The organism is Aquimarina penaris (assembly GCF_040786285.1).
Classification (GTDB): Bacteria; Bacteroidota; Bacteroidia; order Flavobacteriales; family Flavobacteriaceae; genus Aquimarina.
In genome coordinates, this window is the sequence record NZ_JBFMKQ010000001.1 from 1,295,426 (window position 1) to 1,308,938 (window position 13,513).

General features: G+C 35.0%; 18 protein-coding genes. 10 read left to right on the forward strand and 8 right to left on the reverse strand.

Translation table 11 applies throughout. The features are described 5' to 3' along the window. Positions 1–269: 269 nt before the first annotated feature. Genes ABW637_RS05335 through ABW637_RS05350 form a run of 4 tightly spaced genes read left to right on the forward strand, consistent with a single transcriptional unit; the run spans position 270 to position 2,418 of the window. Positions 270–806, forward strand: a complete 537-nt coding sequence (locus ABW637_RS05335) for a flavodoxin family protein (protein WP_367583604.1) — start codon at positions 270–272, stop codon at positions 804–806. A gap of 15 nt (positions 807–821) precedes the next feature. Further along, positions 822–1,217 (forward strand): DUF302 domain-containing protein, encoded by a 396-nt coding sequence (locus tag ABW637_RS05340; protein WP_367583605.1) that lies wholly within the window; start codon positions 822–824, stop codon positions 1,215–1,217. A 40-nt stretch (positions 1,218–1,257) separates the two neighbouring features. After that, positions 1,258–1,929: a DUF4332 domain-containing protein gene (locus tag ABW637_RS05345; RefSeq protein WP_367583606.1), complete on the forward strand. Its 672-nt coding sequence runs from the start codon at positions 1,258–1,260 to the stop codon at positions 1,927–1,929. Positions 1,930–1,959: 30 nt separating this feature from the next. Beyond that, positions 1,960–2,418, forward strand: coding sequence for a hypothetical protein (locus ABW637_RS05350; RefSeq protein WP_367583607.1), 459 nt, complete (start codon positions 1,960–1,962; stop codon positions 2,416–2,418). 263 nt (positions 2,419–2,681) lie between these two features. On the opposite strand, the gene ABW637_RS05355 is transcribed toward ABW637_RS05350, so the two are convergent. The 4 genes from ABW637_RS05355 to ABW637_RS05370 are packed head-to-tail and all read right to left on the reverse strand — an operon-like array spanning position 2,682 to position 5,292. After that, positions 2,682–3,191 carry a hypothetical protein gene (locus tag ABW637_RS05355; protein WP_367583608.1) on the reverse strand — a complete coding sequence of 170 codons (510 nt, stop codon included), beginning with the start codon at positions 3,189–3,191 and terminating at the stop codon, positions 2,682–2,684. Further along, positions 3,191–3,856, reverse strand: coding sequence for a peroxiredoxin (locus ABW637_RS05360; RefSeq protein ID WP_367583609.1), 666 nt, complete (start codon positions 3,854–3,856; stop codon positions 3,191–3,193). Before ABW637_RS05360 ends, ABW637_RS05355 begins: the two co-directional genes overlap by 1 nt. Before the next feature lie 33 nt (positions 3,857–3,889). Next, a complete protein-coding gene (locus ABW637_RS05365) occupies positions 3,890–4,651 on the reverse strand; it encodes an SDR family NAD(P)-dependent oxidoreductase (protein WP_367583610.1) in 762 nt (253 codons plus the stop codon). A 17-nt stretch (positions 4,652–4,668) separates the two neighbouring features. Then, positions 4,669–5,292, reverse strand: a complete 624-nt coding sequence (locus tag ABW637_RS05370; protein ID WP_367583611.1) for a WG repeat-containing protein — start codon at positions 5,290–5,292, stop codon at positions 4,669–4,671. Positions 5,293–5,459: 167 nt separating this feature from the next. On the opposite strand from ABW637_RS05370, the gene ABW637_RS05375 reads away from it, so the two are divergent. Further along, positions 5,460–6,389: a hypothetical protein gene (locus tag ABW637_RS05375; protein WP_367583612.1), complete on the forward strand. Its 930-nt coding sequence runs from the start codon at positions 5,460–5,462 to the stop codon at positions 6,387–6,389. A 10-nt stretch (positions 6,390–6,399) separates the two neighbouring features. Here ABW637_RS05375 and ABW637_RS05380 read toward each other — a convergent pair whose 3' ends face one another. The 4 genes from ABW637_RS05380 to ABW637_RS05395 form a co-directional block, all read right to left on the reverse strand. Then, the gene (locus tag ABW637_RS05380) at positions 6,400–6,672 is read right to left on the reverse strand and encodes an acylphosphatase (RefSeq protein WP_367583613.1); all 273 of its coding nucleotides are present in this window, start codon (positions 6,670–6,672) and stop codon (positions 6,400–6,402) included. 65 nt (positions 6,673–6,737) lie between these two features. Further along, a complete protein-coding gene (locus ABW637_RS05385; RefSeq protein ID WP_367583614.1) occupies positions 6,738–7,370 on the reverse strand; it encodes a phosphoribosyltransferase in 633 nt (210 codons plus the stop codon). A 1-nt stretch (position 7,371) separates the two neighbouring features. Then, positions 7,372–8,028: a dienelactone hydrolase family protein gene (locus tag ABW637_RS05390; protein WP_367583615.1), complete on the reverse strand. Its 657-nt coding sequence runs from the start codon at positions 8,026–8,028 to the stop codon at positions 7,372–7,374. 11 nt (positions 8,029–8,039) lie between these two features. Beyond that, positions 8,040–9,221 carry a bactofilin family protein gene (locus ABW637_RS05395; protein WP_367583616.1) on the reverse strand — a complete coding sequence of 394 codons (1,182 nt, stop codon included), beginning with the start codon at positions 9,219–9,221 and terminating at the stop codon, positions 8,040–8,042. A 177-nt stretch (positions 9,222–9,398) separates the two neighbouring features. Here ABW637_RS05395 and ABW637_RS05400 point away from each other — a divergent pair, with 177 nt between their 5' ends. The 5 genes from ABW637_RS05400 to ABW637_RS05420 all read left to right on the forward strand — a co-directional run bounded on the left by ABW637_RS05400 (position 9,399) and on the right by ABW637_RS05420 (position 13,505). Next, positions 9,399–10,004, forward strand: coding sequence for a flavin reductase (locus ABW637_RS05400; RefSeq protein ID WP_367583617.1), 606 nt, complete (start codon positions 9,399–9,401; stop codon positions 10,002–10,004). Then, entirely contained in the window at positions 10,001–11,170 is a 1,170-nt protein-coding gene (locus ABW637_RS05405; RefSeq protein WP_367583618.1) for a M20 family metallopeptidase, read from the forward strand. Before ABW637_RS05400 ends, ABW637_RS05405 begins: the two co-directional genes overlap by 4 nt. Before the next feature lie 3 nt (positions 11,171–11,173). After that, positions 11,174–12,193 carry a hypothetical protein gene (locus ABW637_RS05410; RefSeq protein ID WP_367583619.1) on the forward strand — a complete coding sequence of 340 codons (1,020 nt, stop codon included), beginning with the start codon at positions 11,174–11,176 and terminating at the stop codon, positions 12,191–12,193. 104 nt (positions 12,194–12,297) lie between these two features. Beyond that, positions 12,298–12,891 (forward strand): hypothetical protein, encoded by a 594-nt coding sequence (locus tag ABW637_RS05415; RefSeq protein ID WP_367583620.1) that lies wholly within the window; start codon positions 12,298–12,300, stop codon positions 12,889–12,891. Positions 12,892–12,989: 98 nt separating this feature from the next. After that, positions 12,990–13,505 (forward strand): hypothetical protein, encoded by a 516-nt coding sequence (locus ABW637_RS05420; protein ID WP_367583621.1) that lies wholly within the window; start codon positions 12,990–12,992, stop codon positions 13,503–13,505. Positions 13,506–13,513 lie beyond the last annotated feature (8 nt).

Genomic DNA, 13,513 nt, shown 5'->3' on the forward strand with positions numbered 1-13,513 from the left:
TTTTTAATGTTGAAGAATTATTTAATGGCTCCCAAACCTCGAACATCTACAAGACATTAACAATTCTGGAATCATAGCTTGATTTTCGAGGTAGAACTAAAGTACATTTCAATGATTAGTAATAATATGATCATAGTCATATTATTAAAGAAACCCGATTACTTCATACAGAATAACTATCTCAGACTGATCGATATCATTTTTTTTACCCTAATACTTAACGAAATTTAGCCTGACTTTTAATGGTGTACTGGCAAAACAAGAAGACTATGAAAACACTAATCGTTTATTTTTCGTTTACGGGCAATAATAAAGCGTTGGCCGACACTTTAGGCAAGGATCTGGGCGCAGATGTATTACAGATTACAGAACCCAAAAAACGCGGGATGTTTAAGATTATGTTAGACATGCTTTTTAATCGTTTTCCTAGGATTAACGAACTCTCAATACCTTGGGGGCAGTATGATCATATCCTGTTGATGGCCCCTATATGGAACTATCTAATTGCTAACCCCATGAAAACATTTGTCAGGAAAAATAAAACCTACTTAAAAAACTATTCGTTTATCACACTTTGTAGTGGGCGAGAGACACAAAATGAAAAAATTGCAAAGCAGTTAAAAAAATTGGCAACGTATGAGCCGCAAGCAATCATAGAATTTGAGATCCTGAAACTACCAACATACGAGGAGCAAAAGAGTTCGATATATAAGGTGACTCCCGATGATTTAAAAACCTTCAAACTGCATGAAACTTATCAAAAAATTCTTGAGACCTATGCTATTAAAAAGGAAATATTACAATGATATAAACTGAAAAAAATGAGCTATTATTTTAACACCACCCTAAAAGGAGTATCATTTAGCGAAGCTACAGAAAAGGTAATTCATGAACTTAAAAATGAGGGTTTCGGAGTATTGACAGAGATAGATATGAAAGCCACGTTAAAGAAAAAATTGGATGTAGATTTTTGCAACTATACCATTTTAGGTGCTTGCAATCCACCTTTTGCTTATGAAGCTCTGCAAGTCGAAGACAAAATAGGAACGATGCTTCCATGTAATGTGATCATTCAGGAAAAGGAAAAAGGAAAAATAGAAGTGTCAGTAGTAGATCCTGCAGCTTCTATGGTTGCCGTAGAAAATGAATATTTGATTGAAATTGCCGAAAAGGTAAGATATAAATTGAAACGAGTTGTTGTGAATTTAACTGAATGAGGTTTCTACGCTTTGCAATGATAAACAAACCAGATAAACCATGGGGTATGATATAGATGTATCAAAAATTAGTATCGAAGAGTATAAGGATATCATAGAATCTTCTCATCTTATACCTAGCTGGACGATGTTGAAAGAAAATATAGAGCATCTGGGTACTATAAAAAAACAAGGGATTCATAACCTCCAGGAGCTACAAAAAATACTGAAGCGCAAAGATCAACTTCTAGAGTTCTCTAAACATAGTGGTTTGCCAGAACCGTACCTTAACGTAGTACGAAGAATGATTAACGGATATATTAGAAAACCCAATAGGATCAAAGATTTTCCTGAAACTTCAGAAGAAATTATATCGAAATTAGAAAAAAAGGGGATTAAAAATACGCGTCATCTATTTGAAAAAGTAATCACTCAAGAGGATAGAGCACAACTTTCTAAACAAACGGGAATTAGCAATACAGAAATTCTAAGACTTACGAAGTTAACCGATCTCTCCAGAATCCGATGGGTAAATCACACCTTTGCCTACGTTCTTTACGAAGCGGGTTATAACACCCTTGAAAAAACAGCAAATGCCAATCCTGATTTGTTGTATAAAGAAATAAAACAATTGAATGCGGAAAGAAAATTTTATCCAGCTCATATTGGATTAAATGATATGAAAATGTTGGTAGAATGTGCAAAAATGTTACCTCTTGATATTAAATATTAAAAGCTATAATGGCATCAAAATTATAAAAAAATGAAACGGTCAATCTCTACCTATATCTTAATGTTGTTAATATTATTTCAGGTAATTAGTGCCGTTCCTGCAGGAGCGTTAATGATTATAGACCCTTCTGGAGAAAAGCTTGGATTACCCATCAAGTTGCTTCAGTATTCTCCCTTTTCTGATTTTTTAATCCCAGGGCTGTTTTTATTTCTTGTTTTAGGAGTATTTCCCGGGATTGTATTATATGGATTAATAAAAAAGAAGCACTTCTCGATGGTAGAGAAAATCAATCTGTATAAAAATTACCATTGGGCCTGGACCTTTTCTTACTACGTTGGTTTATTACTAATATTGTGGATAAACATGCAACTTTTCTTTATAAAAAGCTTTGATATAGCACACTTTGTCTATTCTATGCTAGGTGTTGCGATTATAATTATAACACATGTACCACATACAAAAAGAGATTATGAAATTGATGAGGCATGAAACTTAAAACTTGAGTTCGACTTAAGAAAATTTACGTCAGTCAGAGTGATTTTCGATAGAAAATTGTATCGAAGACAAGTGAATTTTCAATCAAAAGCCTAATTTCGATACAATTTTTCTTCGTTTCACTATGAAAAATCACTCAATTTGACGGCTTTTTTTAATCAATTCCTTAGATCGAACTCAGGTTTAAAGATAAATTACTTTTTTAATTCAAAATTCAGATTATCGAGGACAATGAAATTTTGGTAAAGCATCAAGTATTAGTTTATACTATCTCTTGATCGTGTACTTCTACTTCTTGTTGTAGTACTTCTATTTCTGGTGCTGGTATTTCTGTCTCTAGTAGATGTATTATTTCTTGTACTTCTGTTTCTATCAGACCTGCTTCTATTGTCATATCTACTGCGTGTACTTCTGCTAGGGTTATAATATCTATTGGTACTATGGTAACTACTAATATTATCTCCTCTAAAATCTCGTATTCTTACATACCGGGACCTGTTTAGGTTGACATGTCGATAACGAACAGGAAGCACATCTATCGTAATCCAGACATTATTCTCAAAATAAATGTAATTCCGTAAAGAGATATCATAGTAGATATTGTAATCAGGAAAGTATACATATCTCACCACCTCGACTCTATTAGGATAGAACCAGGCAGGTGGTGGGGTATCGGGTCTTGAAGAAATAACTACGGGGCCGCAGCTTTCTAGAGTCCAAGTACTAACGATTAGAAGTAATACGATAAAAAACTTATTAATTTTCATTAGTTTAATTGTAAATCCTTTCGGGCAAGATAGAAGTCAACTTTTTCACAAGAATCATCCTGGATTCTATCCTCCATTTCTTCTAAAGTCTTTGGAGGCGGGACGATTACTTTATCTCCTTTTTTCCAATCCAAAGGCATGGCTACTTTATGTTTATCAGAAACCTGCAGTGCCTCAAGGACTCTCAGGATTTCATTCATATTACGTCCTACGTTTAAGGGATAGTACATAATAAGTCGGATCTTCAGGTATGGATCAATAAAAAACACAGCTCGTACTGCCGCAGTTTCGCTTTCGTTAGGTTGTAGCATCCCATATAATTTGGCAACCTTCATATCGATATCTGCAATGATCGGAAAGTCGAGATAGACTCCGGTTTTTTCATGTACATTATTTACCCAGGCCAGATGTGAGTGTATACTATCAATGCTTAACCCAATGAGTTTGGTGTTTAAGGCTTCAAACTCTTGCTTTCTTTTTGCAAAACCACTTAACTCTGTAGTACAAACGGGTGTAAAATCTGCAGGATGCGAAAATAGAACTACCCATTTGCCTTCTGCAAATTCAGAGAATTTAAGATTTCCATGAGTAGTAATAGTTTCAAAATCTGGGGCATCATCTCCTATTCGAGGCATGATATTCATTTCTATTTCTGTTGTTTCCATAATTTTTAATTTTATAAGATGTTTTTAATGTGTTTACACTGCAATCATTCCTCCATCAATTACTTGTGTGGTTCCTGTAATATATTGGCTTTCATCAGAAGCAAGAAATAGCACGAGTTCTCCAATTTCTTTGGGTTCGGCATATCTTTCAAAAGGAATAATGGCTTCAAAACCTTTTTGGGCTTCGATGGGGTTTTCTCTAGAAATATCTTTTTCAATAGATCGCATCATCCGGGTATGTACCGGCCCGGGATGTATAGAATTTACTCTTATATGTCGATCTGCAAATTCTAATGCAGCGGTTCGCATAATACCAACCTCGGCATGTTTACTGGCTACATAAGCACCTAAACCTTTATATCCTTTTAATCCTGCGACCGAGGATGTGATGATTACACTTCCGCCATCGGTCATTTTCGGAATAACATACTGGCATCCCATCCACACACCCTTTAGATTTACGGCAATAATTTGATCAAAAATAGCCTCGGGGTACTCGCTAATGGGAGATACTTTACCTTCGATACCGGCATTATTAAAAAAGATATCAATCGTACCAAAATTCGAAAGTGTTTCAGCAACATAATGCTGTACATCTTTGGTTTTGGATACATCTGCAACACAATAGGCTACATTTGGTGTATCAAACTCTTGCACAGTAGTTTTCAATTCGTTTTCTGCAATATCAACAAGCATCACTTTTGCACCGTGATCCAGAAATAATTTGGCTGTGGTTTTTCCTATGCCTTGAGCTCCACCGGTAATAATAGCTACTTTGTCTTTTAATCGTTCCATTTTTTGTCGTTTTTAGATTAATTAGAAGATGTATCTAATGCATATATTTTCCAATGTTTACTTTTGGTTTTGGCAACTATCAGATTAGGGGATAAGAAGTAAGATTGAATCGTGGGGCGTTTTTTCAACTTTTCTTTAGTAAAAATCAAATGCTCTGGCCCTGCTAAATGTGCTTTAATAGCTCCTTTAGGGTCTATAACCACTTCGTCGTAGCTATACGAGACCACATTTTTATCGAGTAAGTCATTTTTTCCTAGTTCTTCTTTTACAATTTTTAATACGATAGCATGTCCTTTATGAAAAGGAATGGCACTCAGGTATTGGGGTTCAATTACCGTTTTACCGGTGGTATCCATATATCCGTAATAAAGAATGCCATCTTTCATTTTTTTGATAAGGCATCTTCCATCACTAAAATAAGGATAGGGTATTGAGGCATCTGTTTTGGGTTTTACCAAATCCTCTCTATAATCGATTACGATATCACCTTTTGTATTGATAAAAGCCCATTTTTCAGCTTTTCTTATGGCCGCCAGCTCTTCATGAAAAGAAGTCACTTCATCTATATCTTCTATACTTTGTGACGATCCCATAAAAGGGAGCATCATTAACATTGTTGTTACAATAAGAATGCTTTTCATTGTTAGGTTATTTTAAGAATTATAGTCTTAAAAATACTACCTGTTTGAGGGGAATAAAATGATTAATGTCATGATAGAAGTATTTTAAGAAGTATGATAACAGTCATGGTATATTGATTGATATTCTTTTACATTTTATCGGTTTTAAAAAATAGAATAGTGAATAAATGAGTGATGAAGAGATCATACAATGGTTACTAAAAGGAGATATTTCAATACAATACCAAGTATTTAGAGATTTATTATCTTTAGAATCCACTGACTTACAAAGGCGTATTGCTCATGAAGGTTGGGGAGCAAAATTCTTGTCAAAAAGGAATCCAGAAGGTCATTGGGGGAAGGCTTTTTATCAACCAAAATGGATGTCTTCACATTATACTATTCTCGATCTTCGAAACCTATGTATTTCGCCAAATAATAAGCTTATAAAAGAAGCTATCGATAAGATATTGAAAGAATGTAAAGCCGATGATGGGGGAATTCTTCCAAAAGCGAAAAGAAGTGATGTTTGTGTTAATGGAATGTTTTTAAATTATGCCAGCTATTTTAAGGCAGATAAGAACCTATTAAAGTCTGTTGTTGATAGTTTATTACAAGAGTTGATGATCGATGGCGGTTTTAATTGTAGATCAAATCGCTCTGGAGCAAGACATAGTTCATTACATACCACGCTATCTGTTTTAGAAGGTTTTACAGAATATGAACGCAATAGATATTTATATAGATTACAAGAAGTGAAGGATTCAATACAATCATCCAAAGAGTTTTTATTACTTCATCAGCTTTATATTTCAGATAAAACCGGAAAGATAATTAATAAGGATTTTCTGAAATTGAGTTACCCAAGAAGATGGCGATATGATATTCTGAGTGCTTTAGATTATTTTCAATATTCGAACACAAAATGGGATGAAAGAATGCAGCCAGCTCTTGATATCTTGATGAAAAAGAGGAATATAGATGGAACTTGGAACGTGCAAGCAAAACACCCGGGGAAAACTCATTTCGACATGGAAAAAGCGGGAAAACGGAGTCGTTGGAATACATTAAGAGCTTTACGCGTATTAAAGCATTTTAAAATTATAAAAAGTCTCTGAGGTTTTTGGTTTAATGCAAAATGTCAAATTGTTCAAAAGATCGAATGTCTCCCCTTGTAAAAGAAACATCTTCGACTATCGCGAATTGAGGACCTTGAGCGCACCATTCTAATAAGGATTTGAGCTGATCTTCATTTCCTTCGGCTTCGATATAAACGCTGCCATCGGATTGGTTTTTTACAAAACCCTTTATTCCAATCTCGTTGGCCTTTTCCTGAGTACTTTTTCTGTACCAAACGCCTTGAACTTTTCCTTTTGCAGTAATGTTATAATGCTTCAGCATCTCTATTTAATTGGAATGCTAAAATTATAAAAAATAAAAATGGTCTTGTGCTTTTTGTTACTACATTATGCAGCATTTTGATTACATTCTTCAAGTATTCGAATGGCTTTTTCATCGCTAACTGTATAAAATTCGTCATAAAACTGTCCCACCGCTTTAAAGTTATGAGGTGTTTGTAGACAAATCATCTCATTTACATAAGGAGAGTTTTTTAGTTTCTCAATTGCGGATTGTGGTGCTACCGGAATTGCTACAACAATATGAGCCGGACTCATCTTGGATACCAGTGCAATAGTAGCCAGAATCGTATTCCCAGTTGCGATTCCATCATCAACAATAACGACTATTTTATTTTTTACATCTTGTGGCTGTGTATTTTTATAATATTGATCTCTTCTGCGCCGTAAAACTTCTCGTATTCGTTTTGTTTCTTCTTCAATGTACTCCTTAGGCGCTTCGATTGGGGTACTTAAAACTCTACTATCCAAACTTATGGCTCCTATAGCGTACTCTTTATTATATGGATGTCCAATTTTTTTGGTTAGCGCAACGTCTAAAGGTGCATTCAATGCTTTTGCGACAACCGTGCCAAGAGGTAAGCCTCCTCTTGGTATGGCCAACACTACGACATCTTTATCTTTAAAGTGCAGTAATTTTTCTGCTAATTGAAAACCTGCTTCTGTTCTATTTTTAAACATATTATTCATACTTATGGGATAGTTCTTTTTCAAACCAACCGGCAGCCATATTAGCTGCTTCTTCAAGTTTTCCTGGTTCTTCAAAAAGATGTGAAGCCTCTGGTATAATTTTTAATTCTCGATTACAGTTTAATTTTTGATAAGCTTTTTCATTTAATTGAATCACGATATCATCCCAGCCCCCCACAATCAATAAGGTTGAGGCGGTTACTTTGTGTAGTTCTTTTATGGCCAAATCCGGTCGGCCACCTCTAGATACGACAGCGCTAATATCGTTACCAAAAAAGGCAGCTGCTCTTAAAGCTGATGCGGCTCCGGTACTTGCTCCAAAATATCCGATAGAAAGTCCTTTGGTTTCAGAATAATTTTTAATCCAAGTGGTAACATCAATTAATCGCTCGGTTAATAAACCGATATTAAATCTGTTTTGATAAACAGAATCCTCTTGTTCAGTTAAAAGGTCAAACAACAACGTAGCCAGTCCTTTTTGTTGTAATATCGTTGCTACATAGTTGTTCCTTGGACTCAATCTACTACTACCACTGCCGTGAGAGAAAATTACAATTCCAATAGCGTTTTTGGGCACAGTAAGATTACCTTGCAAGACAATATTGCCAATTCGAATTGCAACTGGTTTAGGGTTATCTTTTAGTATCATCTTCTATGTTTTTAAGTGCTTAGTTTTAAATAGGCTTTGTGCTGTATTACTGTCATTATTATTGCGCCATAGGCAATGGCAATGATTAAGAAAGAAATAATCCCTCCCAGTATGGGTATAAAAGTGAATAATCGAATCACTATGGCAATAGCCAGTGCCAAAAAAACGATGGTCCATAAATTCCAGCTTTTCTCGTTTCTTCTATTTAGATAATGAGCGATTAGTAATGCTACTACCAAATGCCCAAATAATATGCTGAATGCATATAGAGTGGTTAAGAAGAGTCCAATCGGAATTCCGATGATAATTATAAGTGTTATTAATATCAATAATGGTATACCAATTAGATAAGCGATACCATATCCGAGGCTTTTGAGGATATTTTCATCTAAATTAACAATCGCTTTAGCAAACCAATTTTTAAACAATAGATTAAATAATAAAAGGATTAAAAGGGCAGAGAAAATATAGAATATCCAGAATCCTAATGCGGTTATTCCCAAAAATTTCCAAGAAGCTTGATGATCGTCCATTGCTAAATCTTTATTGAATGTTGCCGAAGTTTTTATAAGCGAATTTTTAAAATCAACCTCACGATTTTCAACCCAATATTCAACATCTGCATAGAATTTTGCATTATCTCCAATTTCAATGGTTTCTGCCACGATTTTGGTGGGGCCTCGTAATTCGCCATTAATGATTACTTTTCCTCCATAAAATGTAGCTTCCTTAGCAATTTTTCCATTTAGGGTCAAATTACCTCCACAAACTTTAGCTAAACCTTTTATTTCGCCATCAATATCCAAATCACCTCCACAAGAAATAAGATTGCCATGGATTACTGTTTGATCGGTTATACTAATTTCTCCTCCTGCGGCAACAAGATCATCACCAACTTCAGCATCAATGGTGAGACGGCCACCCGCTGTACGGATATCGTCTGCTATATATCCTTTGATCATAATTTCCCCTCCGGCAGCTATCAAATCTTGTTGTATAGAATCTGTAGACATAATATTCCCTCCGGCGGTAACTAAATCTCCATCTACTTTGGCATTTATTTTTACTTTCCCTCCAGTAAGATATACATCATCATTTTGTTCTTCTGAGATTGTAACTTCTTCTTCTGCTTCAAATTGAGCAAAGCTGAACACAGGTAACAGAAGTAAAAGCAATAGTACTAGTGTTTTCATTTTGTTTAAGGTTTTGGTTGTACTAGTCAATGTATTAATAACTATGTCATTATAAAATGATATTGGTCAGCTAATAGTTGTTGTTCTTTGTTCGCTTTCAAACTGTTATAAGCTGATAAAAATCAGTTCTTAAAACATTACCCTTTTGTACCTTGATGAGATACGAGATATTATAAGATGTCGGAGCAAAAAGAACATATACCATTAGATGTTTTAGATCCTATTTGGGATCATTTTTTCACCATAGCACCTTTGGTAATTGTAGGAACCAAAGAGAAAGAAGGGTATGATATGGCTCCAAAGCATATGGTAATGCCAATTGGCTTTGACAATTACTTCGGTTTTGTGTGCACTCCAAGACATGGTACCTATCAAAATGTAATACAAAGTAGGGAGTTCTCGGTAAGTTTTCCTTTACCAAACCAGATACTCTTAGCTTCTATAAGTGCTTCGCCCAGAATTGAAAGTATTTCGAAATCAGATCAAATAGTAGGTGTGTTACCCACGATAAGGGCTCAGACCATAGATGCATTGTTGGTAACCGATTCGTATCTTCATCTAGAGTGCGAATTGTTTAAAATTATTGATGGATTTGATAGCAATAGTATTATTACGGGTAAGATTCGAGCAGCATCTGTGCATCCGGATTATTTAAAAGTTTCTGAAAAAGATGAGCGGGAGCAGCTTGTCAAACATCCGTTACTGGCGTACTTGGCAGATGGCCGTTTTGCAAAAGTGGCAGAAACATTCAATTTTCCGTTTCCAAAGGATTTCTCGCGATGAAAAGTGATGTAGACATAGCAAATATGATACAAAGTTACCTTACTCGTTGCGAGGATGAAATGTTGATTTTCCTAGAAAATTTAGTAACTATAGAATCCCCTTCCTATTCTGTTACATCACAACATAAAATTATTGATTTTTTAAAAGAAGAGTTTGAAAAGATTGGCTACCATTCGGTACATGTTTTGGGAAAGAAAACTGGAGGGTATCTTTATATAAAACCAGCAAATAGAGTGAAGCAACTTCCATTACAACTTTTAATAGGACATTGTGATACAGTTTGGCCAATAGATACACTGGCCGAAATGCCTATATCGTATAAAAACAAAACAATTAAAGGTCCGGGAATCTATGATATGAAAGTTGGTTTAACACAAATTGTTTTTGCATTACGGGCCATTAAAGAATTGTCTTTAGATATATCTGTAACTCCGGTTGTTTTAATCAATTCTGATGAGGAGATAGGCAGCAAAGAATCTACAAATATGATCAAAAGGTTGGCCAAGATTTCATCAAGAGCCTATGTGTTGGAACCTCCACTTGGTTTAGACGGAAAATTAAAAACTGCAAGAAAAGGTATAGGGCGTTTTACTATTACCGTAAAAGGAAAAGCTGCCCATGCAGGTTTAGACCCTACTAAGGGAATCAATGCTATCGTAGAGTTATCTCATCAAGTACAGAAACTCTATGCAATGAACAATATTGAAAAGGGAATTACAGTAAATGTAGGAATGATTGAAGGAGGGATATCACCCAACATGATTGCCCCCGAAAGTAAGGCAATAGTAGATGTTAGAGTATTAAATAAAACTGATGGAGAATACATAACCAGTAAGATTAAAGCCTTAAAACCAAATCTTCAGGATATAGAGCTATACATCGAAGGAAGGATAGGCAGACCCCCTATGCAGAAAACAAGTCGTAATCAAGCATTATGGAAGATAGCGGAACAAAAAGGAAAACTTTTAGGGCTTGAGTTAGATGAAGCCACGGCGGGAGGTGGTTCTGATGCAAATACAACCAGCCAGTTTACAGCCACACTTGATGGATTGGGCACACCTGGTGATGGGGCGCATGCTTTACATGAATATATTTTACGAGATAAATTGATAGAGAGAACAGCATTGCTAACCTTATTATTGTTGACAAAACCTTTAAATCATTAAGTCATGAAGCATAGATATATTTATACTTCCCTTACACGAATTTCCGATCTTCAAGAAAAAGGTTTTGAGTTAAAACAGTTACCAAAAGATCAATGGGAAACGGGAGATTATATAATCTGTAAAATTCTGGATGCAGGCAGTAATAGATTAAGTCTTGAGCTTCCTAATGGAAGAATGCGCGGTGTAATAGGAGGAGAATCTATTGTCGGAGCTCTAGGGGAACGTTTTGCAACACTGGAAGCCACAGGAACTTGGAAAAAAGTAGAAAAGGATCTTAAAATGGATGTATTAACAGGAGCTGGATTGTTGGGTAAGATGACTTCTAAATCTGCGTTTATTCCTAATATGATGAAGGTCATCTATACGGCTCATGCCTTTAGAGGGGAAGAAAAACTAACAATGAATAGCTGTATAGAACATGTCGAAGAGGTTCCTTTTGAAACCCCTGTAGTTCTATTTGTGGGGACTTCAATGTCTGCTGGTAAGACAACGTCTGCTAGAATTGTTACTAACCTTTTTAAACTAGCCGGATTAAAAGTAGTGGGAGCAAAACTTACGGGAGCTGGCCGCTTTAAGGACATATTAGCTGTTAAAGACGTGGGAGCAGATGCTGTTATGGATTTTGTAGATGTAGGATTACCTTCCTCTATTTATCCCAGAGAAGAATATCAACTTAAACTCCGTCAATTGTTAAGTAAAATAGCATTACAAAAAGCAGATGTAGCAATTATCGAAATAGGGGCATCACCTTTAGAACCTTATAATGGGGACATTGCTATTAATGCTATACGAGAACAGATTAAATGTGTTGTTTTGAGTGCCTCAGATCCTTATGCAGTATATGGACTAATGAAAGCTTTTGATATTGTGCCGGATATTGTCACCGGGGTTTCTACGAATACACTTGCAGGAAGAAAAATGGTTGAAGAATTATGTAATGTTAGAGCTTTAAATCTTATAGACCCAACCACAACTAATGAATTAAAACGTGTATTATCTTCCAGCACTGGTTTTTCAATTTAAAAAACTTCATCTAAACGTCGGGGATTTATCTAATCCAAAGAGTATGATAAAGATCATAGCAAATCGTATGACATCCTGCTACATTAACTCTCAAATGTTGATTTATGAGAAGATTAATTAGCCTATTTCTTTTATTTAATATTGTCGGGATTGCTTATGCGCCAATCAAAACAACAAATATTTATAAAGAGAAAGATGAAAAAATCATGGATTTTTTACCTAAAAAGATGGTCATAATTGGGTTAACAGATAATATAAAAGCTCGTAATACTTTTGAAAAAGAAATGAAAGAAAGACTAATGGCCTACCAAATTAATGCATATCAAAGTGCTATTATTTCTCCTGTTATTTTTACTACAATAGAAAAAGCTGAAGAGGAATTGAATTCATTAATCACAATCATATCAAAAAAAGGGTATGATGGCTTTATGATTACAGCAGTAACAGGGGTAGAAGAGAAGAGAGAAGATACCGAAGGATATTTCGGTGTTTATAAGGTGTATCATTTAGAAACTGATATCTATACGATTAATAAAAAAGAAATTTCATTATCCTGGGGGATGTGTTTGGATATCTATGACTACCAGCTCGTAGAACTGCAAATAGAAGACTATGTAGATGCCATTATTTTTCAAATGCAATATGAGCAAATATTGCCAGTTCGTAATACAACACAAGAGCTCTTCATTACCAATTGATTAAAAGAAAATAGACCTTGTTGAGCACGTGATAATTATCATATTTTTCTGAATTATTGTTCAATATTTTTAGTAAAAAATTAGTAAAACGTATTAAAATGAAACGATTCGGAAAAGTAATGCTAATCATTGTATCTGTTGTTATCATATTATTTCTTTGGGCAACATGGTACAAATACGAATATTCTATGGAAGAAGCCCAGCAATTTGAGGTAAACTCAAAGGAGTTGACACAAAAACTTCTAATTGCTACCCAGGGAAGTGAATTTAAAGATACAATCACCAATTCAATAGTGAATCATTACAAGCCAGATTCTATATTTATTAAAGTAATTGATGTTTCTTCTTTGACCGAAGTGCAACCCGAAAATTATACCGCGATTGTACTAATACACACCTGGGAAAATTGGAAACCACCTTATGTTGTGAGGCAATTTGTAGAACGATCATTAGATCATAAAAATAAAATGATAGTAATGACAACTTCTGGAAATGGCACCTATATGATGAGCGAAGTTGATGCAATCACAGGAGAGTCTAATCTCGAAGAAGCTCCTGATTTTGTGCATAAGATTGTGGCAAGGTTAGAACCAATACTAGATAAAAATAGGTAAAAAAAAGC

What these genes read in the sequence shown, in the direction of transcription:
- ABW637_RS05335 (WP_367583604.1), top strand. Translation starts at nt 270, where the DNA reads ATGAAAACACTAATCGTTTATTTTTCGTTTACGGGCAATAATAAAGCG.
- ABW637_RS05340 (WP_367583605.1), top strand. Translation starts at nt 822, where the DNA reads ATGAGCTATTATTTTAACACCACCCTAAAAGGAGTATCATTTAGCGAA.
- ABW637_RS05345 (WP_367583606.1), top strand. Translation starts at nt 1,258, where the DNA reads ATGGGGTATGATATAGATGTATCAAAAATTAGTATCGAAGAGTATAAG.
- ABW637_RS05350 (WP_367583607.1), top strand. Translation starts at nt 1,960, where the DNA reads ATGAAACGGTCAATCTCTACCTATATCTTAATGTTGTTAATATTATTT.
- ABW637_RS05355 (WP_367583608.1), bottom strand. Translation starts at nt 3,191, where the DNA reads ATGAAAATTAATAAGTTTTTTATCGTATTACTTCTAATCGTTAGTACT.
- ABW637_RS05360 (WP_367583609.1), bottom strand. Translation starts at nt 3,856, where the DNA reads ATGGAAACAACAGAAATAGAAATGAATATCATGCCTCGAATAGGAGAT.
- ABW637_RS05365 (WP_367583610.1), bottom strand. Translation starts at nt 4,651, where the DNA reads ATGGAACGATTAAAAGACAAAGTAGCTATTATTACCGGTGGAGCTCAA.
- ABW637_RS05370 (WP_367583611.1), bottom strand. Translation starts at nt 5,292, where the DNA reads ATGAAAAGCATTCTTATTGTAACAACAATGTTAATGATGCTCCCTTTT.
- ABW637_RS05375 (WP_367583612.1), top strand. Translation starts at nt 5,460, where the DNA reads ATGAGTGATGAAGAGATCATACAATGGTTACTAAAAGGAGATATTTCA.
- ABW637_RS05380 (WP_367583613.1), bottom strand. Translation starts at nt 6,672, where the DNA reads ATGCTGAAGCATTATAACATTACTGCAAAAGGAAAAGTTCAAGGCGTT.
- ABW637_RS05385 (WP_367583614.1), bottom strand. Translation starts at nt 7,370, where the DNA reads ATGTTTAAAAATAGAACAGAAGCAGGTTTTCAATTAGCAGAAAAATTA.
- ABW637_RS05390 (WP_367583615.1), bottom strand. Translation starts at nt 8,028, where the DNA reads ATGATACTAAAAGATAACCCTAAACCAGTTGCAATTCGAATTGGCAAT.
- ABW637_RS05395 (WP_367583616.1), bottom strand. Translation starts at nt 9,221, where the DNA reads ATGAAAACACTAGTACTATTGCTTTTACTTCTGTTACCTGTGTTCAGC.
- ABW637_RS05400 (WP_367583617.1), top strand. Translation starts at nt 9,399, where the DNA reads ATGTCGGAGCAAAAAGAACATATACCATTAGATGTTTTAGATCCTATT.
- ABW637_RS05405 (WP_367583618.1), top strand. Translation starts at nt 10,001, where the DNA reads ATGAAAAGTGATGTAGACATAGCAAATATGATACAAAGTTACCTTACT.
- ABW637_RS05410 (WP_367583619.1), top strand. Translation starts at nt 11,174, where the DNA reads ATGAAGCATAGATATATTTATACTTCCCTTACACGAATTTCCGATCTT.
- ABW637_RS05415 (WP_367583620.1), top strand. Translation starts at nt 12,298, where the DNA reads ATGAGAAGATTAATTAGCCTATTTCTTTTATTTAATATTGTCGGGATT.
- ABW637_RS05420 (WP_367583621.1), top strand. Translation starts at nt 12,990, where the DNA reads ATGAAACGATTCGGAAAAGTAATGCTAATCATTGTATCTGTTGTTATC.